Here is a 21883-nt window from a genome sequence, read left to right as displayed (position 1 = left end):
GAGGGGAGGGGGCCCGGAAGCGACGCCACCGCGTGGCTCCCGGGCCCCGGGACCCCGTCAGCCCGTCGCGCCCGCCGCCGGGCGGAAGGTGCCGGTGACGGTGTGCCGCTGTCCCGTCGCCGAGGCGGCCGTCGCCGTGTAGGCATCGCCGGCCAGGGGCCGCGCACCCGGGGCGTGGTTGTACTGGACGGCGAAGACGTGCTGCCCCGCGGGGACGGTCCGGCCCGGCTTGAGGGTCCACCGGTAGAGGAGGGCGCCGCCCTCGTCGGTGGTGGTCAGCGCGAAGTCGCCCTCAGGCAGGGTCCGCCAGGCGCCGGTGGACCCCACGCCTCCCGTCTGGGCGACGCGGACCTCCAGCGTCAGCGCCGCCAGGGACGCACCGGTGCGGAGGGTGACGGTGCTCTGGGACCAGTAGGGATTGGGCTGAGGGTCGACGGCACCGTCGGAGCGCAGCGGCCCGTCCTGGGTACCCGGCGATGCGGACGGCGCGGCAGGGGCGGATGGGGCGGGAGGGGGCGCCGGCGCCGGTGCCGTAGGGGTCGTGGCGGCTGCCCGGCCCGTGCCCTCCGTGGGAAAGGCGGGGGCGAGCACGTATCCGCCCACCACGAGCGCCGCCGTGGAGGCAAGGGTGGCGAGGGTGACGCGCGGCCAGGACAGGGGCCGGTCCGCACGCCGGTCGGGCACCGTGCGGGACGTGCCGAGCCGGACCCGCTCCAGCATCCCGTCCCGGTCGGGCGCGTGGTCCGCCGCCGCGTCCCGGAGCCGGCGCTTCAGGTCCTCCATCAGTTCCTCGTTCCGGTCAGTTCCTCGGCGGCCTGCGCACCGAGGAGGCGCTGCAGCTCGGCCATCGCCTTGGAGGTCTGGCTCTTCACCGTACCGACGGACGTCCCGAGCGCGAGGGCGGTGTCCTTCTCCGACAGGTCCAGCGCGTGGCGCAGCACGACGCACGCGCGCTTGCGGAACGGCAGGCGCGCCAGCGCCCGGCGCACGTCCATCACCGCGTCCACATCGGGATGCTGCGCGCGGCCCGGAAGGGCCGACCAGAACAGGTGGACGCGGCGCCGCTCGCGGGTGAGGGCACGGATGCGGGCCCGGGCCATGTTGGTGACCACACCGCGGGCGTACGCCACCGGATGGTCGGCGCGCTGCACCCGGTCCCAGCGGTGCCAGAGCGCGACGAAGGCGTCGGCGGCCAGGTCGTCGGCGGTGTCCGCCTCACCGGTGAGCAGGTAGGCGAGGCGGGCCAGCTCGGCATGGTGCCGCTCAAAGAAGTCGTGGAACTCCGCGTACGCGTCGTCGAAGGCCATTGCGAGTCTCCGTCAGGTCTGACCGTGCTCCCGCCCGAGTCAGTGCCGGTGTTCGTGCCCGCCGGTCGGAGGGACGGTGAGCATACCAACCGGCCGGTCAGCACGGTCCCGGTGGGGCGGAGCGGTCGCTGCGCCGTCTGCGGATCACCGGGGTGCCCGGGCGGGGCGAGCGCGCCCGCCCGGGCACCGGCCTGCTGGATCACTTCAGGACGCCCGCGCCGGCACTGCGGGCAAGGGACGCGGGCAGTCCCGCGGCGGACGGTTCCAGCCCCTTGGAGAGTGCGGGCTTCCAGCTCGCCGTGGACTTGATCTTCTTCTTGTTCGCGGCGTTGTAGGCGGCGACGAGGTCGGTGACCGAGCCGTTGACCATGTTCCCGCTGCCCGCGAACGCGCCCGTACCGTCACCCGACAGGAGCTGCGAGGCCTTGCGGTCGGAGGAGAGCGTCCAGTGGTTGTTCTGCGCCACGATCTGGGCGCCGGCCCGCGCGTTCACGCTGTAGCTGTGGGTGTAGCCGTTGCGCGGGGTGGTGTCGAAGTGGTTGTTGTAGAGGTGGATCTGACCGACCCGGGCGAGCGGTGCGCGCTGCACGATGCCCTGGAAGACGTTGTGGTGGAGCGTGACCCGGAGCTTCGTGTCCTTGTCGCTGCTGCCGATGAGCATGGTCTTGTCGTGGTCGGCGAACCGGTTGTACGAGACGGTGACCAGGTCCGATGCGTTGGTGATGTCGAGGGCCCCGTCGTGGACCTGGTACTCGCGGCCGAAGTAGCGGGGGTTCGAGGCGTCGTAGCGGGGGCCGTCGGTGAACGAGTTGTGGTCGGCCCACACATGGGTCGCACCCCGCAGGGTGACGGCGTCGTACGCGGAGTTCCAGTTGCCCTCGGAGCCGTCCGTGGGGTCCCACTGGGGGAAGCAGTCGCGGGTGTCGGCGAAGGTCAGGTTGCGGATGATGACGTTGTCCGCCTTCTGCACCAGGAGACTGCCCCCGTTGATGCCCGCGTCGGTGCCGGGCACGCCGATGACGGTGGTGTTCGACGGCACGGCGAGACCCACCCGCTCGGCCTGCTTCGCCTGCGCCGCCGCCCGTGCGGACTCCTGCGCGCCGGACGGCACCTTGGACCGCCCCCATACCGCGGGGTCGTAGGCCTTGAGGTAGGCGGCGAGGGTGTACCCGGTCCCCTTCGCATAGTCGGCGCAGGTCAGCGGACGCCCCTGGTCGTCGGTGTTGGCGTCGATCCGGCCCTTCACCCGGATGATCCTCGGGGCGCCGGACGGGCCCGCGCGGAGCGCCTTGACCAGTTCGGCCCGTGTGGTGACGGTGACGTCGTGCTCGGCGTCGGCGGCCTGCCCGCCGGTGGTGCCGGAGCCGCTCGACGCCCAGCCGTCCTGGGAGGCCAGGCGGTCGTGCGCGAGATCGACGGCGCCGGCGTCGGCGCGCGCGGCGAACGGTAGGACGCCGAGTCCCGCTGCGGTGACGAGTCCCGTGGTGACCAGGACGAGACGGCGGCGGGCGGGGAGACGACGGTGGGAGGAAGTCGGCATCGGTAGGCGGTCCTTGTACGGAGAGGGAGCGGAGTTCTGCTCTTGCACCGCTCAGTTGCCGCCGCCCCCACCGGGGTTGCCGGGAATAGCGAGGAAGTCGTGCGATGTACGTCACAAGTCCGTGGCCGCACAAGAAACCGGCGGCCGGGATCCGCAAAAACGATCGGGCCGGGCCGCGCGCTGAGTGGAGGGATGTGGGTCCCGAGGTCTCCGTGACCGACGCGGCGCACCTGGCGGAGGCGTAGGACGCGGGGGGCGTCGGCGTGGACGGCGGCGACCAGGGCCAAGGCGGTCCGTGATCCGGCGGAGTGGCTGCCGCCGTCGCCGGAGGCACTGTGCCGGTACGGCACGGAGTCGACCGCGACGAAACTGCGCTGGCGTCTGGCTGGGCGGGTCGGCGGGTCTACCGGAAGGGCTCGGCGGCGCAGGTGCCGTCGAGCAGGCCCGTGTCGGTGAGCTGCCCTACCCGGGCCGGAGCCCCGTCCTCGCGGGCCGGGGGATCGGCAACGTCACCGATCCGGGCGCCGCCCCCAGCCGGGGCCGCTGCTACGCCAGCGGCTTCCACGCGACCGAGGCCGACGCCATCGCCGGCGTGACCGCTGCCTGACTCATCGGACAGGGCCTAGTACCAACGCTGGTTTTCGCCCCAGTGGCAGTCCCACTGGGTGGCCGGGGCACCGTTGTCGGTGCGCCAGCCGCCGATCTCCAGGCACTTGCCGCTGTTCACGTTGACCAGGGCCACCGTGTAGTCGCTCGTGGCGCGCAGCTGCCACAGCTGGTTGGCGCCGCCGTGGCAGTCCCACTGGTCGATGGCCGCGCCGTTGGCGGTGGACCAGCCCTTGACTTCGAGGCACTTGCCGCTTTGGGCGTTGTAGATGAGCCTGGCGTTTCCGCGAGGGGCCCCGTACCACTGCTGGTTGGCGCCGCCATGGCAGTCCCACTGGTTGACCCCGGCGCCGTTGGCGGTGGACCAGCCGCTCACTTCCAGGCACAGCCTGCTGTTGAGGTTGAGCAGCAGGTCCCACTTGGACAGGTCCACGGCGGCGGCCGGGGAGGCGGGCAGGGCGACGGAGATGAGCACGGCGCCGACGGCTGCGCCCAGGGCACGGCGGACGGACTTGATGATGTTCAGGCGCACGAAGAAATCCCCCCATAGGGCCGGTCACGGCCGCACGAAATCGACGCTGACCATACTTGATCTTGACCCTGTCACCAAGGCGTCTCATGCCTCGGTCGTTGCTGACTACGCCGACTCCGAGCGGGCGACGGCGCTGTTGGCGAGCACCCCCAGCCTGGCCCCGCTCGCGGCCCGCACGGCCGACGCTGCCCGCGGCCCGGATGCCGAAGCGGGGTGCGCGGCAGCCGGTCCCGCCCGGAGAACTCGTGCGCTGCATGGTCGGCCAGATCCTGCGCGCCCTGACCACCCAGGTCGGCAGCCGTTTCCCGGCACCCCGCTCTATCTTCTGGCACTCCTGAAGTGGTGCGGGCAGAGTGGGCGGCATGACAGACAGTTCCGGCCCTGTTCCTGCGGACGTAGATGATCGCCCGGCGGTAGAGCACATCCTCGGCCGTCCCCTGAGCCGGGCATGGCCGACGGGTGCACTGGCACCAGGCAGCCGGGTCACGGTCCTCCGCGACCAGGACTGGGACGGGCCTTGGCAGGTCGAGTTCGCCGGAACGATCGATGCCATGGGCGCACCCGAACCCAACCAACACGCCCAGTCGCTCAGCGGCGAGCTGCGGTACTGGGTGATCTTCGATGCGCCGCAGTACGACTGCGACGGGGCCGGCCCCTATCGCAAGGCCCAGATCTGGGGTCGGTACCTCCGGGCCGATGCAGAGCCCGAAGAGTAAGAGCGGCGCGGAGGGGGCGGTGATCTCCCCGGTGGACTTGACGCTGGGGCCCGAGCATCGGCGTGGGCATGGAGCGATGTACGGCGGCCTGAATCACGGCCGGATCGACGTCGGCCGACTGCGGACCGTACTGGCTGCGCTGTCGCTGTCGCTGCCGCGGTTCGACGGCGGGCGCCTGGTGCCGGCGGTCGGTGTGCCGCCGTGGCTTCGCTCGCACGCGCCACGCTCGGCGGACCCGTCTGTTCTGCCACGCCTACGGCCGCGCGAACTCCTTCGAGGCGATGAGCACCTCTCAGGTACGGCGGTTCCGTGAGTCCGCCTGGGGGCGATAGATCCCGCGCGCAGCTGCAAATGTGAAGCCCCGGCAGGTACGTTCTGGCGGGGCTTCAGCGCGGTTGATCGAGCTTGACAGGTGCTGCCCCTGATGCTCGTTCCCGGCGTCCGACGCATTCAGCCGGCCCGACGACTGCCCCGGCGGCGGCGCGGTCCCTCGGACCTCCCAGGCGCGCTGAAGACGCGGTGCGCTTCTGCTGCATGGCTGGTCAGCAGCTGTGCGGCGCGCGGGGATTCCAAGGCGCCGTCCACCGCCGAGCACCAACGCGGGTGCTGCACAGCTCGGCGGGCCAGGCGCCTTACGTTCTCACTGTCAACGCCGTTGGACAGCTCTGCCCTGTCCAGAAGAGGAACCGATATCTCGCAGACACCTGCGCGCCATGAGGTCGCCGCACCCGCTACCGGCGCTCTCGTCGTCCCGCTCGCCCCCGCGTTCGCCGACGCGGCCACGATGACGTTCTCCCAGCCCTACGTGCGGACGATCGTGGCGTCCGCAGGGTCAGTGCGGCGAGCAGGGTGAGACGGCCCCGGCCGGTACCCATGGCGAGCCCGGCGTGGCCGGACCCGAGGGCGACCCCGGCCAGAACGGGGCGCCGGGCGGGACCGGCCTCAAGGGAGAAACGGCCCCGCCGGTCGGCGAGGCGAACGAGGCGAACGCGGCGAGCCCGGCACGGCCGCCCAGGCCGGACCGCAGGGCCCCAAGGGCGAACGCGGCGAGCCCGGCCCGCGCGGCGAGAAGGGCGACAAGGACGACAAGGGCGGCAAGGGGGAGAAGGGCGACCCGGGCACCTCGTGCGGGAAGTGCGGCCACGGCCACCACCACAAGTCCAAGGCCAAGGTCGTCTCCCACGGCCCGCTGCCCCTTCACAGCGGCCCGCACCGCAACAACAAGACCATCGGGCACATCAAGCCCGGCAGGTCGTCCCCATCACCTGCAAGGTGAAGGGCGAGCTCGTCGGCGACAACCAGCTCTGGTACCGCCTCGCAGACGGGCGCGGCTGTATCGCCGCCCGCTACGCCAAGAACCTGGGCGACGTCCCGTTCTGCGGCTGACCCCCAGAAGCCGCGGCGCGCCCCGGGTCCCGAGCCGGGCGCGGGCCGCTCCATGCCCGGGGTGGCCTTCCCTACCGGTGTCCCGCCCAGGTGCTCAACACCGCCCCGCCCCCCAGCCGTGCGAGTTGCGGTAGCCGGTGGCCAGACGGGCAATCAATCCGGACGAGCCCACAGCGGAGCAGGCTCGGAACCGGCGGCGAGGGAGACGTGAGCGGTCCATGTCCAGGGCTCTTGCGGAGGATCCCAGTTCACCTCGACGTCGGTGTCGTGAAAGTCGCGCGCGAGTTCCGTCACCATCTGGGCCGCCGCGGTTCGCGCGTCCTGTGGGTCGGTGTTGATCGGCACGTACAGACGCCCGCAGAGCATGCCGCCTTCCATGGTGAGGACGCCATGGCGCCAGCCCTCCGACGTCGCCAACAGCACGATCCCCTTCGGGATGCCCCAGTCGGGCCGCTTCTTCTTGCGTCTCACCATGCGGCAATCCAACATCGTCGGGGTCGTGGTGACGGGGTCGGGTGGCAGCCCTCCGCCGTGAAGCAAGGCCGATAGGGCATCCAGGCCGCTCAGGTCCCCCTGAGCAACTTCGCGCCCCGGTCTCCCGCCGGCTCCGCCGCCCGCGCCCGCGCCCGACCGGAGAGCCTCCAGGCCCCGGGCGGCGTGAGGTCGAACCGTCGAACCGTCGAACCGCACGGCAGGCTGGGCGGTGCCCGGGGCCGGGGAACCGGCCTACCTGCGCAGCCGTCGGTAACGGATGTGACTGAAGTGAAGCCCGTGCTGTCTGCCGACCACCGCGAACTGATCTCCGACCTGTCGGGGATCGTCAGCGACTACCCCTCCGTGGATCCCGAACCGACCCTCGCCGCCCTCGCCGACGACGCGGCGCGCGCGTTCGGCCGCAACGCCACCCCGGAGGGCCGCAGAGAGCGGACGGGGTACACGATCCTGCTCCATGCCACCTGCTGGTACGCCTCCGCACGCGTCGTCAGCAAATCCCTGTTCGCGTCGTACACAGGGGCCCTGGAGGGACTCGTCGCGCAGCTGGACCGGACCTCCTGCGCCTGCCCGGCCGCCGCCCACCCCGCCGACCTGGACTCCGAATACGAGGTCGAGGCCGGGGTGAGCATGCTGACCGAGGCCGGCCGGGCCGTATTCACCGAGGACTACGGTCTTGACGAGGACGAACTGGCGGCATTCGACTGCGAGGCGTTCCTCGCGGACCTCGCCGACGAGGCCCTGAGCCGCTTGCGCGACGCGCACCGAGAGCTCTTCGGCCGCATCGACGTCTCCCACCTGGACACGCAGTTCCTCCTGGACGACGGCGGCATCGACGTCGTCGGCATGCAGGGGGCGCTCAGCCGCAGCTGGGAGGACAACACCGGTCCGGTCGCCCTGTGGTGCGCCCGGCGTTGGCTCACCGGGCAGGTGCGGGAGGAGGAGCGCATCGGCGTGTTCCTGTGCCTGTGGATGGGCATAGCCCAGTCGTACGGGGGGCTGCCGCCCTCGTACGCGCGCGATCTGGCCGCCGCGCTCGCCACCATCGAACTGGACGTCTCCTGCGAGCACCCGCGACACCCCTGGTCGACCGCCGACTCCACCGTCCAGTCCCGGTACCGTGCCGTGGTCCACCTGTCCGCGCCGGAAGACCATCCCGACACCCCCGTGCCGGCCGAGTTGTCGGCCCGCGAGCTGTGGGAGTGCCCGGTGCACTACGCCCGGTTGGCGCGGGAGGCGCTGAAGAACCTCGAGGGCTGGCGCACCATGCGCGGCGGCGACGACGAGGACTGGGCGGACTGATCGGCCCCGCGGGAACCCCGGCCGACGGCACGACTGCAGGAGCGGCTCACTGCGGGCAGCGCCCGGCTGCGGCCGGGCGTAGGCGCGGGCCCCGGCCGGGGTTGGTCGTAGCCGTGATCACGCAGTGGAGTCCCGTGGCGGGGCCGCTGTGACGTCCGGCGGAACCGCTGTGACGTCCACCTGCCCCGCCGGGGCCGTACCGGGGACAGCTGCCACGGCCTCCGACTCGTCGCCCCCGGTCTTGCCCCCGGTCTCGGTCTCGGTGCCGCGATGGCCGATGACCGTATTGGCGACGGCGATCAACGGTACGGCCACCACGGCCCCTCCGATGCCGGCGACCAGCCCACCGGCGGCGACACCCAGAACGACCGCCAAGGGGTGGACCCGGACGGCGCGTCCGAGGATGAACGGCTGGAGGACATGTCCCTCGATCTGCTGCACGAGGAGAACGACGAGGAGCGTCATGAACGCCGTGAAGACGCCCTGGGTGACGAGGCCGACGACCACCGCGAGAGCTCCCGAGACGACGGCCCCGACCAGTGGCACGAACGAAGCCAGGAAGATCACCACGCCGATGGGCACGGCGAGCGGCACGCCCAGCAGGTAGATGCCGACGCCGATGAAGAGCGCGTCGATCAGGGCCACGACGATCGTTCCCCGCACGTAGGCCGTGAGCGTCCGCCAGGCCCGGGGTCCGGCTTCGGCGACCCCGGGACGGACATCGGCCGGTGCGAGCCTGAGCGTCCATTGCCAGATGCGCCGGCCGTCGTACAGCAGGAACAGGGTGGAGAACATCGCCAGCAGCATTCCGGTGAGCACCTCGGCCAGCACGGTCACCCCCTGCAGACCGGTCGAGGTGATCTGGCTCGTGTTCGTGCCGATCGTGTCACTGAGGTTCTTGGCGACCTCGTTGATCTGATGCTCGGTCACATGCAGCGGACTCTCCAGGAGCCACCGCTTGAGTTCCTCGATGCCTTCTTGAAGGCGCCCTGACAAGGTGTCGAGGTTGTCCAAGACCTGCCACACGACGAACCAACCGACCAGGCCCAGAACGGCGAAGCCGCACAGAGCCGTGACCGCGGTGGCAAGCCCTTGCGCCAGCCCCAGGCGGCGGAGCCGGGAGACAGTGGGCTGGAGCAGCGCCGTGATCAGCAAGGCGACGACGAAGGCGAGAACGACCAGACGCAGCGAGCTGATGACCCGCATGAGCACCCACACGGCGGCGGCGAAGACGAGGAACCGCCAGCCGGCCTCCGCCGCCACCCGCATTCCCCACGGAACGGCCCTGGCCGGATCAAGGGCCCGCCGGTGCGCTGCTCGCGCCAGCCGGGCCCGCTCGAGCTCCGCCTCCATCTCGGCGTCATGCCGCGCCTGGGCCTGCGCCCGGCGCTCGCCGAACGCGATAGCGCCGGCCTTCATACGACGGACCACCCTGTGGATTCCGGGCATCCGGAACCTCCCTCTCTCTCGCCGCCCTTCTGCCCCCTTTCCCAGCGATCAGCCAGACCAGGCAGCCGCCGGCCGCCGCAGGGCGACAACAGGCGGGTCACCACGGTCATCTTCCGGCCGTGGTCGTGCCAGGGAATCCCTTCGCGCAGCGGTGCCTGCACGGACCGCTTGATCAGGTCGCAGTGTTCCAGGCTGTAGGCCCCTACCCACCCCTGCCGGGTCTCGGTCTACGCGCGCGGCCGCGTCCAGGCCTGCCGGCCAGGCCGCAATCCACCCTGCACCGGCGTCCGACCGCCGGGCTGAACAGCGTGATGTGGGGCCCCTGGGCCGCGACGACCCAAGACGTGATCTCAAAGTGCTGGTCCAGCCGCAGTCGGCGCGGTTAGCGTCGGCCTGCTGCCTGCATCAACACCCGGGGACCCATGCCTGCCCACGCATCCAGACCGACCACCGCCCTGACGGCCACCGTCCTCGGCATCTGCCTGGTCCCGGGAAGTGGCGCGCCGGCGGGACACGCCTCCGGCTCGGCCGCCGCCCCGGCGTCGGCGGGCAGGACGCCGGTGGCGCCTCTGACGGTGGCCCAGCTCAAGGACGCGGCCCTGGTGGACGCCGACGTCCCCCAGGTGAAGACCGGCATGGACATGCAGGGGGCGAGCCAGGAGCCCGGCAAGTTCCCTCCGACCACCCGGCCCGCACCGACCGGCGTCGGGTGATTCCGGCCGAGCTGCACGAGACGGCCGGGCCCGCACCGCACACCCAGGAAGACACATCTGCATGAGAGCCGAACACCTGCGCCGCGTACTGGTACCGGTCGCCCTGCTGGGGCTGGCCGTGACGGCGTGCGGGGACCAGACGAACGCCGCGCAGCGGGAACGCCGCCACCCGTACGCCGCCGTCGACGAGCTGCCGGAGGCCCTGGCGCCGGACGGGACCACGATCGTCGTGGGGGACCCGCGACGGATGCCGGTCCACCTCTACGAGGACATGCGGTGCACCGTCTGCAAGGAGGTCGAGGTGACAGGTGCAGGCGCCTCGCTCCTGGACATGACGCTGGGCAGGGAAGTGCGGACCGAGTACACCCTGTCCTCCGCCCTGGACGGCCCACTGGGCGGCACCGGCTCGAAGAAGGCCGCCAACGCCCTGCGCGCCGCGCTGGAGCAGGGCAAGTTCGCCGAGTACCGGGCCGTTCTCCTCCGCGACCAACCGCAGGAGAACGGCGACGGCTACACCGACGCGCTCCTGCTGGAGACGGCGTCACGAGTGGAGGGCCTGCGCGGGCCGGCGTTCGACTCCGCGGTCAAGGAGATGAAGTACGCGGACTTCGTGGACGCGTCCCAGCATGCGTACGAGGCCGCCGGTTCACCCGTGCTGCCCGCGGCCGACATCAACGGCAAACGATTGCCGGACACCCAGTCGGACGTCCTCCTCACCAAGGACTTTCTCCCGGTCTGGATATCCGGCTACCGCTGACCTCCCCCCACGGCCGGAGGCAGAACCGCCACGGACGGGGTGATCGGTAGAGCTGGTGGGCGGTCAGGGCCGCGGGTGTTCCGAGGGCGTCAAGGTGCGGGCTTCCCGGGGTGTATTCGAGCAGGACGCCGTCTTCGGGCCTGCTGGGTGCCTCAAGGAAGAGGACGAGGGCGTATGGGTAGGTGTCGGTGTGGCCGCCGTGGTGTCGCCCTCCTGGTGGAGGATGTTGAGGACGTGGCGTTCCACCGGGTCCGGTACGGGAGCCACGGCCTGGCCGGTGAGCCGGCCCAACAGTGAGACGAGTTCCCCGTCGGCGTACAGGCGGGGGACCAGTTGCGACTCCTCGGCGACACCCGGCCGCCCAGGGTGGTCATGTGGCGCGGAGAGTCGTCCATGCAGGCCATGGAGAAGTCCCGGCGCAGCGCGACGCTCTCGAGCCGTGCTGCCTCCTGGCGCAGGAGCGCCGGCCCCTCGGCGGTGAGGAGGCCGGCGAGCGGCACATAACCGGTCTGCTCCAGCCGCGCGGGCGCCCGGTCCGGCGCGCGGTCCCGTTCACCGTCCCGTGGACGAGGAGTGCCGGCGTACCGGCCTCTGACGGGCCGGCTGCGGGACCGTGCCGCTGGGCTGGCTGCGTTCGAACGGGTGGCCCTGCTCCCCGTCCGAAGGGGACGGGGAGCAGGGCCACCGGGAATCCTGTGGACCTCCCGCGGAGGGCCGGCTACTTGGGCATGAGGACGCTGTCGATGATGTACACGTTGGCGTTGGCGGTCTTGACGTCGCCGCAGACCACCTTCGCGGTGTCGTTGACCTTGTAGGACTCGCCGGAGCCGCTGGTGGTGACCATGCCCTTCTGCAGGGTCTCGAAGCTGCCGTTCTGCAGCTGCGCGGGGGTGATCTTCTGGCCGACGACGTGGTAGGTGAGGATCTTCGTCAGGGTTGCCTTGTCGGCGAGGACCTTGTCGAGGTCGGCCTTCGGGATCTTCGCGAAGGCGTCGTTGGTCGGGGCGAAGACCGTGATGTCCTTCGCGTTGTTGAGGGTGTCGACGAGGCCGGCCTTCTTGACGGCCGTCACGAGGGTCGACAGGGCGGGGTTGTTGGACGCGGCGGTCGCGACGGGGTCCTTGGCCATGCCGTCGAAGGAGCCGGCGCCCTCCCTGGGCACGCCCGCGCAGGCCGGGCCGAAGGGCTGGTCGCCGGTCATGGAGTCGCCCGCGGGGGTGCTCTCGCCGGTCTTGGCGGCGTCCTCGGAGGCCGCGGCGGGGGCGCCCTCGGTGTCGCTGCCGGAGTCGGAGCACGCGGCCAGGGAGAAGGGCAGCAGGGCTGCGGCGGCGACGGCGATCGCGGTGCGGCGGATCTTCATGCTGTTCATGACGGGTTGCTCCTTGAGGGGCTGTCGGTCTGTTCGTAAGGGTGTTGGCGTGGCTGGTCGTGCTGCCCGAGACGTGGCCTGGCGGCCGTTCGGGAGGTTCGGGAGGTCTAGGGGACGGTGACGAAGACGCTGTGCCGGCCGCTCGCTCCGTCGGGGATGGTGCGGGTGCGCTGTTCGGTCTGCACCGCGCCGGTACCGTCGGTGGCGCGGACGGCGATCGTGTGGCCGCCGGGGGTGGCGCTCCAGCGGTAGGACCACTGGCGCCAGGTGTCGATGCCGGCCTCGGCGGCGAGGTCGGCGTCCTGCCAGGGCCCGTCGTCGACCTGGATCTCGACGCGGGTGATGCCGCGGCGCTGGGCCCAGGCCACTCCGGCGACGGTGACGGGTCCGGCGGTGGGGCGGGCGAAGGGCCGGGGGGTGTCGATGCGGGCCTGCGTCTTGATCGGCGCCAGACGGGCCCACTTCCGCTTCACCCAGTAGGGGTCGTAGGCGTCGAAGGTGGTGAGTTCGATGTCCTCGATCCACTTGCAGGCGGACACGTAGCCGTAGAGGCCGGGGACGAGCATCCGGACCGGGAAGCCGTGCTCGAAGGGCAGGGGCCGGCCGTTCATGCCGACGGCGAGCATCGCGTCGCGGCCGTCCATCACGTCCTCGACCGGGGAACCGAGCGTCATCCCGTCCACCGAGCGGGCCACGAGCTGGTCCGCCTCGCCCCGCTGGGAGGGCGGCCTGACCCCGGCTTCCCTGAGGAGTTCGGCGAGGGGGACGCCGAGCCAGCGGGCGTTGCCGATGTAGGGGCCGCCGACCTCGTTGGAGACACAGGTGAGAGTGATGTCGCGTTCGATCAGGGGGCGGGCCAGGAGCTGGTCGAGGGTGTAGGCGCGCGGCCGGGTGACCCCACGGCCGTGGATGCGCAGCCGCCAGGCGCCGGCGTCCACCTTGGGAACGGTCAGGACGGTGTCGACGCGGTAGAAGTCGGGGTTGGGGGTGGTGAAGGCCGTGATGCCGGGCGCTTTGAGCTGGACGCCGGCCGGGACGGCGGGAGCCGGGGAGGCGGGCTCGGGCAGGACCAGGTCGTCGCGGGAGGCGAGCGCGCCCTGGCCTTGCCGGCCGGTGAAGAACCGGCCCAGTGCGCCGGCCGAGGCCGCCGCTACGGCGGTCACACCGGCGGCCGTCAGAAATCCGCGTCGGCTCCACCCGCCGGTGGCTTCCTCGCTGCCCGCACCGGACGGGCCGGCAGGCCGAGGAGCGGCCCTGGATGCCAGGACGTACAGGGTGAGGGCTCCCGCGACCGCCCCGGCGATCGAGGGCAGTACGTCGCCGATGCCGGTGGAGTCGGGCCGGCTCAGGGACGCTGCGGCGCCGACGAGCCCGAACAGCAACACCCCTGCGGCGCCGGCCCGCCGGTGAGACACGGCGAGGATCCCCAGGGCGGCGGCGACGAGGGCGAGAATCGCCAGGATCCCCAGCTGGAGGACGGTCTTGTCGTCTTCTCCGAAGGTGCGGATCGCGAAGTCCTTCACCGCGGCGGGCGTCCGGTCGATCACCGCGCCGCCGACCACGGTCACGGGCCCGGCCGCGGGCCGCACCAGTCCGGCGACCAGCTCGGCGACACCCAGGGCCGCGAAGGCGGCCAGGAGCCCGGCCGGGGCGCCCTGTGCGGCGCGGACGAGTTTGCTGCGGAAGCTGCTCACACCCGGCATTCGGCGGCGCCCGTCCGGCGGATTGGTATGAAGCCCCGAAAGAGTGAAACCGAATGCCCGTGCGGGTGTCAGGGCGCTGCGCGCGGGGCGGCGGAGCCAGATGGCAGGCGACTGCCATGGCCCGTGCGGTGTCCGGTTGTCCGGTGAGTTCTCTTGCGGTGTCGGGCCGCCGGCAGGAGGGCGTGGCCGGTGCTCGCGCCGATGACCAGGATGAACACGGATGCCCTGGCGCTGGCCGTCGAGCGGCAGCCGGCCCAAGCGGGCCGGCGCGTACCGGACGGCGCACGCTACTGCCAGGCCCAGGACGGAGCTCGCGATGACCAGCAGCGGCATCAGCAGGCTGCGGTAGCCCAGCAGGATCATCAGGACGCCGCCCGGAGCGACGGCGGGCAGCCGCGGGGCCCGCAAGGCTGCCATGCGGGCGGTGACCTGGCGGCCCGCCCGGGCGGACTCCGTCCCGCCCGGCAGCCGCACCTCGTGGGGAGATTCGGCGCCCGCATCCAGCCCGGGACGGAGGCTGCGGCCGCATGTCACCCGGCCGGAGTAATGTGCCGGTTATACCCCTGATGCAATCCATGAGGCGATTCGTCCCGAAACCTTCACGTGAGGCTCCCGGCGGGGCCGCACAGCACACCGAATCCACGATCGACCGGATCGAAGGAGGTGAGCGCGATGACCGCATCCCTGCGCGCGCGGAGGCTGCTGGCCGCGGCGGCGTCGGCCGGGGTGCTGGCCGGCGGGTCCGTGCTGGGCGCCTCCGCCACGGCGAGCGCGACGCCGACACCGTCAGCGGTTGCCTCGGTGGTAGCCGACGACCGGGACCACCGGCACGACCAGTGGGACCGTCATGAGCGGTGCAACTGGGTGAACGGCCACTGGGCCAAGAAGTGGGTCAAGGGCCACTCCGAATGGAAGTGGCACCAGGGCACCTGGCACAAGGGCTACTGGGACCACCACGGGAAGTGGCACGACGGATGGTGGGAGAAGGGCCACTGGAAGCAGCACTGGGTGCCCGGCCACTACGTCGGCCACTGGGTTCCCGGCCACTGGAACTGCCACCACAAGTGGTGACCGCCGGCAGGTCGCCATGGGGTTCCGGAATCACCGCAAGAGGGCCTCGCGCTCATCGTCCGCGAACTGGTCGCCGATGCGGTATGCGGTCTGCACGCGAGGGGACCCCACACCCAGACGGTCGGCACGGCCGGGGACGGCTCCACCGGGATGCTGCGGGTGGCTGTGCCGACAGCCACCCGCAGCCGACCTGCCCGGTACGGCTTGGCCCACAGCGCGTCCCCAGGCCGGGCGTGCGCCCCGTGCCGGGGCAGGTCACCGGTTCGCGCTCCCCGTTGTGACGGCGTCGAACCGGGGCTCTTTCCGCGTGCGGGTCAGGCGTTGATGCAGGTGTTGCCGAAGGACGGGTTCAGCAGCCCGATGATGCTCAGGGTGTTGCCGCAGGCGTTGATCGGGATGTGGATGGGCACCTGGATGAGGTTGCCCGAGCCGACACCCGGCGAGTACGCGGCCACCCCCTGGGCGCCCGCGTCGGCGGAAGCCACCGAGGCGCCTCCCGCGACCAGCGCGCCGGCCGCCAGAGCCACGGCGAGACCTCGTCGTACACGAACCATGTCTTGAACCTCCACTGCGGATGTCCGGCCACGCGGAAGTCCCGCGCGGCCGATGGGAAAGCCTCGCGAATGCCTTCGGGCTCCCTCACACCCCGTCTTCGCCGCCGTCCGACCCCCGGCTTGCCCCCAGCCCCCGACTTCCCTCCAACGGGTCAACCGAAGGTGATGCGGGTGACGAAGCCCCATCCCGTCCGCCGGCCGTCCGCTACGAAGACCAGGCGACACCCGCACACACCGCCAAGGCGGACCGCCCCTCGGAGACGGTCCGGCCCCGCCCGAGCGACGACGCGAGGACCGGCGGTCGTACGCGACCGGGCGCAGCCCGAGGCTCCGGAGGGGAGGCGAGGAACGCCGAGCCGGCCCCTCCACACCGGCTCGACGACCGCGTGGAGCACTAGAAGCGGGGGTGCCGCTTCGACCCGGAGCACGTCTCGTTCCTGAGGGGTGGTCGAGGGAGGGGAAGGCGGCCGCCGCCACACCACCGACCGCTCTCGCCACCCGGCCTGCACCGCGCCCCCCGCCCCGTCGGTGCCCCGCCCCGCCCTCAGACGGTGATCGCGATCTTCCCCCGCGCCCCGCCCTCCGTCAGCAGGGCCAAGGCCTGCGGGACCTGGTCCAGGGGGAACACCGATCCCACACTCGGCAAGACCCGGCCGGCGTCGACGAGGGAGGCGAGTTTGTCCAGGTCGGCCCGGTTCTGGCGGCTCGCGAGCATGGTCAGCCGCTGCCGCGTGAAGGGTGACAGCGCGAGCGCCCGGAACTGCCGGCCCATGCCGGTCCAGGCCCCGCAGTCCTCGCCGCCCGCGATGACCAGAGTGCCGCGCGGGGTCAGGATCCGGCGCAGCCGTGCCACCGGATTGGCGCCCGCGAGGTCCACCACCAGGTCGTAGCGGTGATCGTCGGCGGTGACGTCCTCGCGGGTGTAATCGCGTACGTGGTCCGCGCCCAGCGAGCGCACCAGGTCCGCCTTGGCCGGTCCGCACACCGCGGTGACCTCGGCCCCGAACGCCTTGGCCAACTGCACCGCGTACGTTCCCACGCCGCCCGAGGCCCCGGTGACGAGCACCCGCTGCCCGGCCCGGACCCGTCCCGCGTCGCGCAGCGCCTGGAGCGCGGTCACCCCCGACACCGCGAGCACGGCCGCCTCCTCGAACCCCAGCCGGGCCGGCTTGGGCGCGATCCGGTCGGCGCGGGCCACCGCGTACTCGGCGAAGGACCCGTGCGCCGTGCCGAACACCGGGTCGCCGACGGCGCATCCCGTCACCCCGGGTCCGAGCGCGGCCACGGTGCCCGCCACGTCCAGGCCCGCTGCCGGATCCCGCGGCCGCCGCAGGCCCAGAGCCGCCCGCACCGCGTACGGGTAGCCCGCCGTCAGGTGCCAGGTACCCCGGTCGACCCCAGCCGCCCGCACCCGCAACAGCACCCGGCCGGCCCCCGGCACCGGCCGGGGCACCCGCTCGGTCCTCAGCATCTCGGGGCCTCCGTACCCCCGCTGAAGGACCGCCACCATCGTCGCCGCACCATCCACCGCCGCCCACCGCCTTCCTCGCCGACGAGTGCCGTACTAAGTACGACTTACTTAGTACGGTACAGTGGCCCCTGCGGCCAAGGACGTCAAGGCGGGAGGCGCAGGTGCCCCAGCAGGTTCCCCTCAGCCGGGCCCGGGTTCTGGCGGAAGCGGTCGCTCTCGCCGACGAGGAGGGCGTGGCCGGGCTGACGATCAGGGCTCTCGCCCAGCGGCTCGGCGTGAAGCCGATGTCGCTCTACCACCACGTCCGGCACAAGGAGGCGATCCTCGACGGCATCGTCGACGCCGTCTTCGCCGAGATCGAGCTGCCCGCCGACGGCCCGGACTGGCGCTCGGCCCTGAGCCGGCGCGCGCACAGCGCCCGCGAGGTCCTGGGCCGCCACCCGTGGGCCACCGCGGTGATGGAGTCACGTGCCCACCCCGGTCCGGCGACACTGCGTCACCACGACGCCGTCCTGGGCGTCCTGCGGCGGGCCGGCTTCCCGTACGCGCTCGCCGCGCACGCGTACTCGCTGCTGGACAGCTACGTCTACGGCTTCGCCCTGACCGAGGCGGCGCTGCCATTCGCCCCGCGGGACGTGGAGATCGCCGTCGGTGACTTCCTCGCAGCCTTTCCGGCCGGCGAGTACCCGAACCTCGCCGATTTCGCCCAGCACCACGTCCTCCGGCCCGGGTACGAGTACGGCGCCGAGTTCGGCTACGGCCTGGACCTCATTCTGGACGGCCTCGCGGCCCGCCTCACTGCTGCCACGGAAGCGCAGGCGTAGACGGCGGCCGGCCGAGCGGGTGACCCGCTCGCCGCGCGCTCCTCCACGGCCGGCGCCAGGCGGCGGTTGTCTTGAAGCACAGGACCACGCCGAGCCGGGCAGGCACGCGTTCCTGCGGGGGAGTGGCGGTCCCAAAGGGGCGGCGGGCGCGACTCCACAGCCTCGCCGGAGCGGTTCGAAGCAGCCCTCGTACAGCGCGTGGAGGAGCCCGGCCCGGCCACCGAGGGCGCGGAAGAGGGTGTCCGTGCCGACGCGGCCGACGCCGCGATGTCGGTCGTCGTCAGCTCCTCGCGGCTCTCGGAACGGGCGAAGAGGGCGTCGGCCGCCTCCATTACCGCCTGCCGGCCGGGGGCCGCGTCCCTGCGGGGACAACCCGACGGCGCGTAACGGCGGGGACAACCCCACTTTCCGGCTGACGAAGTGTTTTCTGCCAGGCCGTGTTGCTTCCCGCGCCATGTGCTGCCACGACTGTGCACCACCCGCTCGGTCCGGCCGCTCGCGACCCCCATAGGGTGCACTCGACCGACAGGGCGGGTGGGGCGAGAGCTCCCGAAGAAAGGGTGAGGCCGTGGGCGGCGTGGCATCGAACGGTGGGTCCTGGCAGCTCGGCGACCGGGAGGGCGGCATACTGGCCGCCCGTTGGTGGCAATGGGCCCTCTCCGCCCCCGACGACCGGAGCCCGGTCGCCGACACGACCGGCGAGTACGCCGGCTGGCAGCAGCCCGACGACCTGTGGTTCCTCGCCGGCACCTACGGCGGCCAGGTGGTCCGCCGCTGCGAGGTGCCCGCCGACCGGCCGCTGTTCTTCCCGGTGATCAACATCCAGCACACGAAGCAGCACTCCCGCAAGCCACTGAAGCTCGACGTGGCCCATGCGAAGGCCTTCCTCAACGGCGTCCCCCTCGACCTGCGCGAATTCACCGCGCCGCCCTTCCCCGTGGGGCTGCGCATGCACCTCGCGTGGGGCATCTGGGCCGGCCTGGCACCTCTACTGCCCGGCCAGTACGTCCTGGAGATCAAGGGCAGCACGACGGGCGGCTTCTGGGTCGACACGACGTACCACCTCACGGCCGTCCGCGCGTGACCACCCGGACGCCGGCACTCGGTCGACGGCTCGGCGGGCTGGACGACGGCACCGTACGAGGGTCCGAGAGGATCCCCCGGGGCACACCGAATCGCAAGGACCCCACCTGTCGATTCCTGCGAACCACACGGCTCCGACTTCGGTGCGACTACCGGACCCGATCACCAGGCGTTCGTCGCCATCGGCGATCTGCTGCGGCAGTTCCGGGCCCCTCCGGCGGCACCGCTACCCGATGAGGACGACCCGCACTCAGGCCGGCGGGACGTCGGGGGTGTAGTCCGACTCGTCCTCGTTCACGGTACGGGCCGGACGCTCGAAGAGCCCGACCACCGTGCGCCAGGGGGCTGCGCCGAGGGCCACGGCGCATGCCTGTCCGTCAGAGCGACGACCACGTCCGGCAGGGGCCGGGAGCGCAGCGCCCGGGCGAAGGCGGACCGCAGTTCCGTACCGCCGCAGCCGAACAGTTCGAGGTTCTCGGCGCGGCACAGCGGTACGGCCACCCCCGCCACCGCGTCACAGCAGATCACCGACACCAGGTCGCAGCGCGCTGCCCAGCTCCGTGTTGCTCACCGACCCCGAGGTGTCGATCACCACGCACATTCGGGGCGGCATCCGGCGCAGGCTCGGCAGCACGACGCCGGGGACACCGGCCGAACGCCGCACGGGCGCCGGTAGCTGTCCTCGCCCGCCCCGGCGCGCCCGCCTCCGCCCGGACCGCCGCACCCAGCTGCTGCCGCCACGGCTGAGGGGGTGGAACGCCTCGTCCGCCCACCTGCGCCACCCTTCGGGAGCATTCCCCGGCCGCCCGGTGATCGCCTCGGACACCCGGAACCGCACGGCGTCCCGCTGCTGCCGGCTCAGCGCGTGGACCCCCTCGGCGCCCAACTCCCAGGGCAGCGCATGCCCGTCCGCACCACTGCCGCAGTCCAGCCACGCCAGCCGCAGCGCCAGCCTGCCCCAACGTCAAAGGATCGAGGTCAGTGAAGGTCGTGATCCGTGCTCCGGCACGCTGTCCCGGTGGATGCTCACGTCGGCACTCAAGTACCTCGGCAGCGACTGACTGTTCCGGCCTCGGCGGTCGCGGCTCTGGAGCAGGCCGTCCCCGGCCTCGCCCTCCTTCGCCGTACGGCTTCAGCCGGCATCGCCTGGGCAACGGTCGAGGAGCGCCTGACCACGGAGCTGCCTTCCGACTACAAGCTGCTTGCCGACAGCTACCCGTCCTTGGCTTTCGGGGACTTCCTTTGCGTCGGCTTCCCGAACCCCAGGCAAGAAAAGTCCTGGTCAGAGGACTCCGAGGATCTTGAGATCCTCGCTGAGTGGTGTGCGTACGCAGAGATGGCCGTCCCTTCGAACCAGGGCGACCACTTCCTCTGGAACGTCGCCGGCGACGAGGGCGCGGCCGAGGACGTCGCCGTCGCAGCGGACACGGCGTCCGCCTTGGGCGTCGGGCGGGTAGACGACCACGCGCGCGGCCGCCGGCTGGTCATTCGAACACTCCGAGGATGGTGTCGGGGCGGCAGGCCGGGCAGACCTGTACGCCATCGGCCAGGGCGAGAACTCGACGGTGGCGGGCTTGCAGCGGCTGCGCGTGTTCCCGCAGCTGCCGGCGCGCACCACGCAGCTGGCCGGCCCGTGCCGATCCCGTACGCGATCAGCCACTCGGCGGCGCAGGCCTTCGCGCACCCTCCACCACCGCGTCCTGCTCCTCGGCGGCCATCCAGCCGCGGGTGCGGCCTGAAGCTGGAGGCGTTCGAGGAAGCGCATGAGGCCCAGCCGTGGGCTGTCGACCGGGGGCGGGGCGGACATCGCTGCTTCCCGCAGTGCGCCGCCGCGCTGCCCTGCACGCAAGCCACAGGGGGAGGCGAGGCGCCCACCGCGTAACGGCAGGTGGGAGCGCGGCAGCGCGAACAGCGGCCCGGCGCGCCCGGGGGTTGGGAGCGGGGGCGGACGGATGGCGTGGAGGTGCGGGGACGTGGTGTTGCGGCCGCCGGTCGTGCCGATACTGGCGCAGGCCGCCGAGACGATCCCAGCCCTGCTCCGGACCGGCCCGGGTTTGGCCTACGAGCTGACGTACGACGGCCACCGGCTGCTCGTTTTCATCCCATCCGCACCGGGTGGGCGGGTGCTGCTCCAGACCCGCCGCGACGCATCTGGTCCAGGACGCGTTCCCCGACCTGGTGGCCGCCGCCGTCTTCTCAGCTGCCCGGCGGCCAGGTCCTCGATAGCGAAGTGCTCGCCTGAGACGTGGAGGCCAGCGCCCTGTCCTTCGAGGGCTTGCAGCGCCGGGCCGTCGCCCGCGCTCGCAACGCCGGAGCCCCCACCGCCCGCTGCCCGCCCTCTACGTCGCCTTCGACGTCGGGATCAGCCGGGGATCGGCTGCCCATCGGGCACGGTTCAGCGCATGACGCCCAAGCCGGGACAGTTCTTTGCCGCGGACCGGAGGGCACGCGACTCCGGGAAATATCCGATGGGTGCACAAATAAAACTGCAAGGAATGTGAAGACTTCTTCCTGCATTCGTCCCGGCCTTGTCAAGGGAATTCAGGTTTGTTGACGCTCAAGGATCTCTCGAAATAAGTTCCTCTTGTGCTGGTAATACGGCTGGCGCACTCATCCACGAAGGGAAGACGATGGCTCGAATGTGGGTCAAAAGGCATGGGTAACTACCCTGGCTGTTACAGCCCTTACGGCAATGTCCGTTGCCGTGGCCGGTCCGGCGGCAGCCGTGGAGACGGGTACTACGCCTTCCCGGTCCGACTGCTCCTGGGCTCCCTGGGACTGGGACGACTGTGTGATCGACGTCGTCACGTAACGTCCGCTCCGCCATGCGGTTGCCGGAGAGGCTTGAGGACATCTCCGGCAACTACATCGCCGGTTCTGTGTCATCAGCTATGGGGAACCGGGTCGGCGCCGCTGCCCGCGCGGGCACCGACCGGCTTCGGCCCCGCGTGCCCCGCTCCTCATCGCTGGTATCGCCGGCGGCGCTACCCCAGACTGCGGGAAGGGCA

General features: G+C 71.9%; 18 protein-coding genes and 3 pseudogenes. 10 read left to right on the top strand and 11 right to left on the bottom strand.

Annotation, left to right across the window (positions count from 1 at the left end):
• Positions 1–57: 57 nt before the first annotated feature.
• The 3 genes from AB0D45_RS03650 to AB0D45_RS03640 form a co-directional block, all read right to left on the bottom strand.
• A complete protein-coding gene (locus AB0D45_RS03650) occupies positions 58–783 on the bottom strand; it encodes a hypothetical protein (RefSeq protein WP_362455100.1) in 726 nt (241 codons plus the stop codon).
• Positions 783–1307: a SigE family RNA polymerase sigma factor gene (locus AB0D45_RS03645; RefSeq protein ID WP_362455099.1), complete on the bottom strand. Its 525-nt coding sequence runs from the start codon at positions 1305–1307 to the stop codon at positions 783–785. Before AB0D45_RS03645 ends, AB0D45_RS03650 begins: the two co-directional genes overlap by 1 nt.
• A 199-nt stretch (positions 1308–1506) precedes the next feature.
• Positions 1507–2847 carry a polysaccharide lyase family 1 protein gene (locus tag AB0D45_RS03640; RefSeq protein ID WP_362455098.1) on the bottom strand — a complete coding sequence of 447 codons (1341 nt, stop codon included), beginning with the start codon at positions 2845–2847 and terminating at the stop codon, positions 1507–1509.
• 279 nt (positions 2848–3126) lie between these two features.
• Here AB0D45_RS03640 and AB0D45_RS03635 point away from each other — a divergent pair.
• Positions 3127–3231: pseudogene (locus tag AB0D45_RS03635) on the top strand (HNH endonuclease); the annotation flags it as partial.
• A 238-nt stretch (positions 3232–3469) separates the two neighbouring features.
• Here AB0D45_RS03635 and AB0D45_RS03630 read toward each other — a convergent pair.
• On the bottom strand, positions 3470–3985 hold the full coding sequence (locus tag AB0D45_RS03630; protein WP_362455097.1) for an RICIN domain-containing protein: 516 nt from the start codon (positions 3983–3985) through the stop codon (positions 3470–3472).
• Positions 3986–4185: 200 nt separating this feature from the next.
• Between AB0D45_RS03630 and AB0D45_RS03625 the strand changes: the two genes are divergently transcribed.
• From AB0D45_RS03625 to AB0D45_RS03615, 3 genes and pseudogenes are all read left to right on the top strand, one after another.
• Positions 4186–4323, top strand: a complete 138-nt coding sequence (locus tag AB0D45_RS03625) for a hypothetical protein (protein ID WP_362455096.1) — start codon at positions 4186–4188, stop codon at positions 4321–4323.
• A 24-nt stretch (positions 4324–4347) separates the two neighbouring features.
• Positions 4348–4701, top strand: a complete 354-nt coding sequence (locus AB0D45_RS03620; protein WP_362455095.1) for a ferrous iron transport protein A — start codon at positions 4348–4350, stop codon at positions 4699–4701.
• Between the two features lie 10 nt (positions 4702–4711).
• A pseudogene (locus tag AB0D45_RS03615) lies at positions 4712–4973 on the top strand (transposase); the annotation flags it as partial.
• A 1267-nt stretch (positions 4974–6240) separates the two neighbouring features.
• On the opposite strand, the gene AB0D45_RS03610 reads toward AB0D45_RS03615, so the two are convergent.
• The gene (locus AB0D45_RS03610) at positions 6241–6561 is read right to left on the bottom strand and encodes a hypothetical protein (protein ID WP_362455094.1); all 321 of its coding nucleotides are present in this window, start codon (positions 6559–6561) and stop codon (positions 6241–6243) included.
• Positions 6562–6858: 297 nt separating this feature from the next.
• Between AB0D45_RS03610 and AB0D45_RS03605 the strand changes: the two genes are divergently transcribed.
• The gene (locus AB0D45_RS03605; RefSeq protein ID WP_362455093.1) at positions 6859–7881 is read left to right on the top strand and encodes a hypothetical protein; all 1023 of its coding nucleotides are present in this window, start codon (positions 6859–6861) and stop codon (positions 7879–7881) included.
• Between the two features lie 117 nt (positions 7882–7998).
• Here AB0D45_RS03605 and AB0D45_RS03600 read toward each other — a convergent pair whose 3' ends face one another.
• Positions 7999–9300, bottom strand: a complete 1302-nt coding sequence (locus tag AB0D45_RS03600) for an AI-2E family transporter (RefSeq protein ID WP_362455092.1) — start codon at positions 9298–9300, stop codon at positions 7999–8001.
• A gap of 452 nt (positions 9301–9752) precedes the next feature.
• On the opposite strand from AB0D45_RS03600, the gene AB0D45_RS03595 reads away from it, so the two are divergent.
• Positions 9753–10043: a hypothetical protein gene (locus tag AB0D45_RS03595; RefSeq protein ID WP_362455091.1), complete on the top strand. Its 291-nt coding sequence runs from the start codon at positions 9753–9755 to the stop codon at positions 10041–10043.
• 61 nt (positions 10044–10104) lie between these two features.
• On the top strand, positions 10105–10800 hold the full coding sequence (locus AB0D45_RS03590; RefSeq protein WP_362455090.1) for a thioredoxin domain-containing protein: 696 nt from the start codon (positions 10105–10107) through the stop codon (positions 10798–10800).
• Between the two features lie 718 nt (positions 10801–11518).
• On the opposite strand, the gene AB0D45_RS03585 is transcribed toward AB0D45_RS03590, so the two are convergent.
• Positions 11519–12169 carry a fasciclin domain-containing protein gene (locus AB0D45_RS03585; protein WP_362455089.1) on the bottom strand — a complete coding sequence of 217 codons (651 nt, stop codon included), beginning with the start codon at positions 12167–12169 and terminating at the stop codon, positions 11519–11521.
• A 107-nt stretch (positions 12170–12276) separates the two neighbouring features.
• Entirely contained in the window at positions 12277–13872 is a 1596-nt protein-coding gene (locus tag AB0D45_RS03580; protein WP_362455088.1) for a molybdopterin-dependent oxidoreductase, read from the bottom strand.
• A 672-nt stretch (positions 13873–14544) separates the two neighbouring features.
• Between AB0D45_RS03580 and AB0D45_RS03575 the strand changes: the two genes are divergently transcribed.
• The gene (locus AB0D45_RS03575; RefSeq protein WP_362455087.1) at positions 14545–14943 is read left to right on the top strand and encodes a hypothetical protein; all 399 of its coding nucleotides are present in this window, start codon (positions 14545–14547) and stop codon (positions 14941–14943) included.
• Positions 14944–15257: 314 nt separating this feature from the next.
• Here AB0D45_RS03575 and AB0D45_RS03570 read toward each other — a convergent pair whose 3' ends face one another.
• Both AB0D45_RS03570 and AB0D45_RS03565 read right to left on the bottom strand, forming a co-directional pair.
• Positions 15258–15497 (bottom strand): chaplin, encoded by a 240-nt coding sequence (locus AB0D45_RS03570; RefSeq protein ID WP_362455086.1) that lies wholly within the window; start codon positions 15495–15497, stop codon positions 15258–15260.
• Positions 15498–16041: 544 nt separating this feature from the next.
• Positions 16042–16968, bottom strand: a complete 927-nt coding sequence (locus AB0D45_RS03565) for an NAD(P)-dependent alcohol dehydrogenase (protein ID WP_362455085.1) — start codon at positions 16966–16968, stop codon at positions 16042–16044.
• Positions 16969–17129: 161 nt separating this feature from the next.
• Here AB0D45_RS03565 and AB0D45_RS03560 point away from each other — a divergent pair, with 161 nt between their 5' ends.
• Positions 17130–17792, top strand: coding sequence for a TetR/AcrR family transcriptional regulator (locus AB0D45_RS03560; protein WP_362455084.1), 663 nt, complete (start codon positions 17130–17132; stop codon positions 17790–17792).
• A 577-nt stretch (positions 17793–18369) separates the two neighbouring features.
• Entirely contained in the window at positions 18370–18876 is a 507-nt protein-coding gene (locus tag AB0D45_RS03555) for a hypothetical protein (protein WP_362455083.1), read from the top strand.
• A 249-nt stretch (positions 18877–19125) separates the two neighbouring features.
• On the opposite strand, the pseudogene AB0D45_RS03550 reads toward AB0D45_RS03555, so the two are convergent.
• Positions 19126–19821: pseudogene (locus AB0D45_RS03550) on the bottom strand (VWA-like domain-containing protein); the annotation flags it as partial.
• Between the last annotated feature and the right edge of the window lie 2062 nt (positions 19822–21883).

Origin of the sequence: Streptomyces sp. NPDC048352 (genome assembly GCF_040651895.1) — a bacterium.
GTDB lineage: Bacteria > Actinomycetota > Actinomycetes > Streptomycetales > Streptomycetaceae > Streptomyces.
This window is presented reverse-complemented; position numbering and strand designations above follow the sequence as displayed.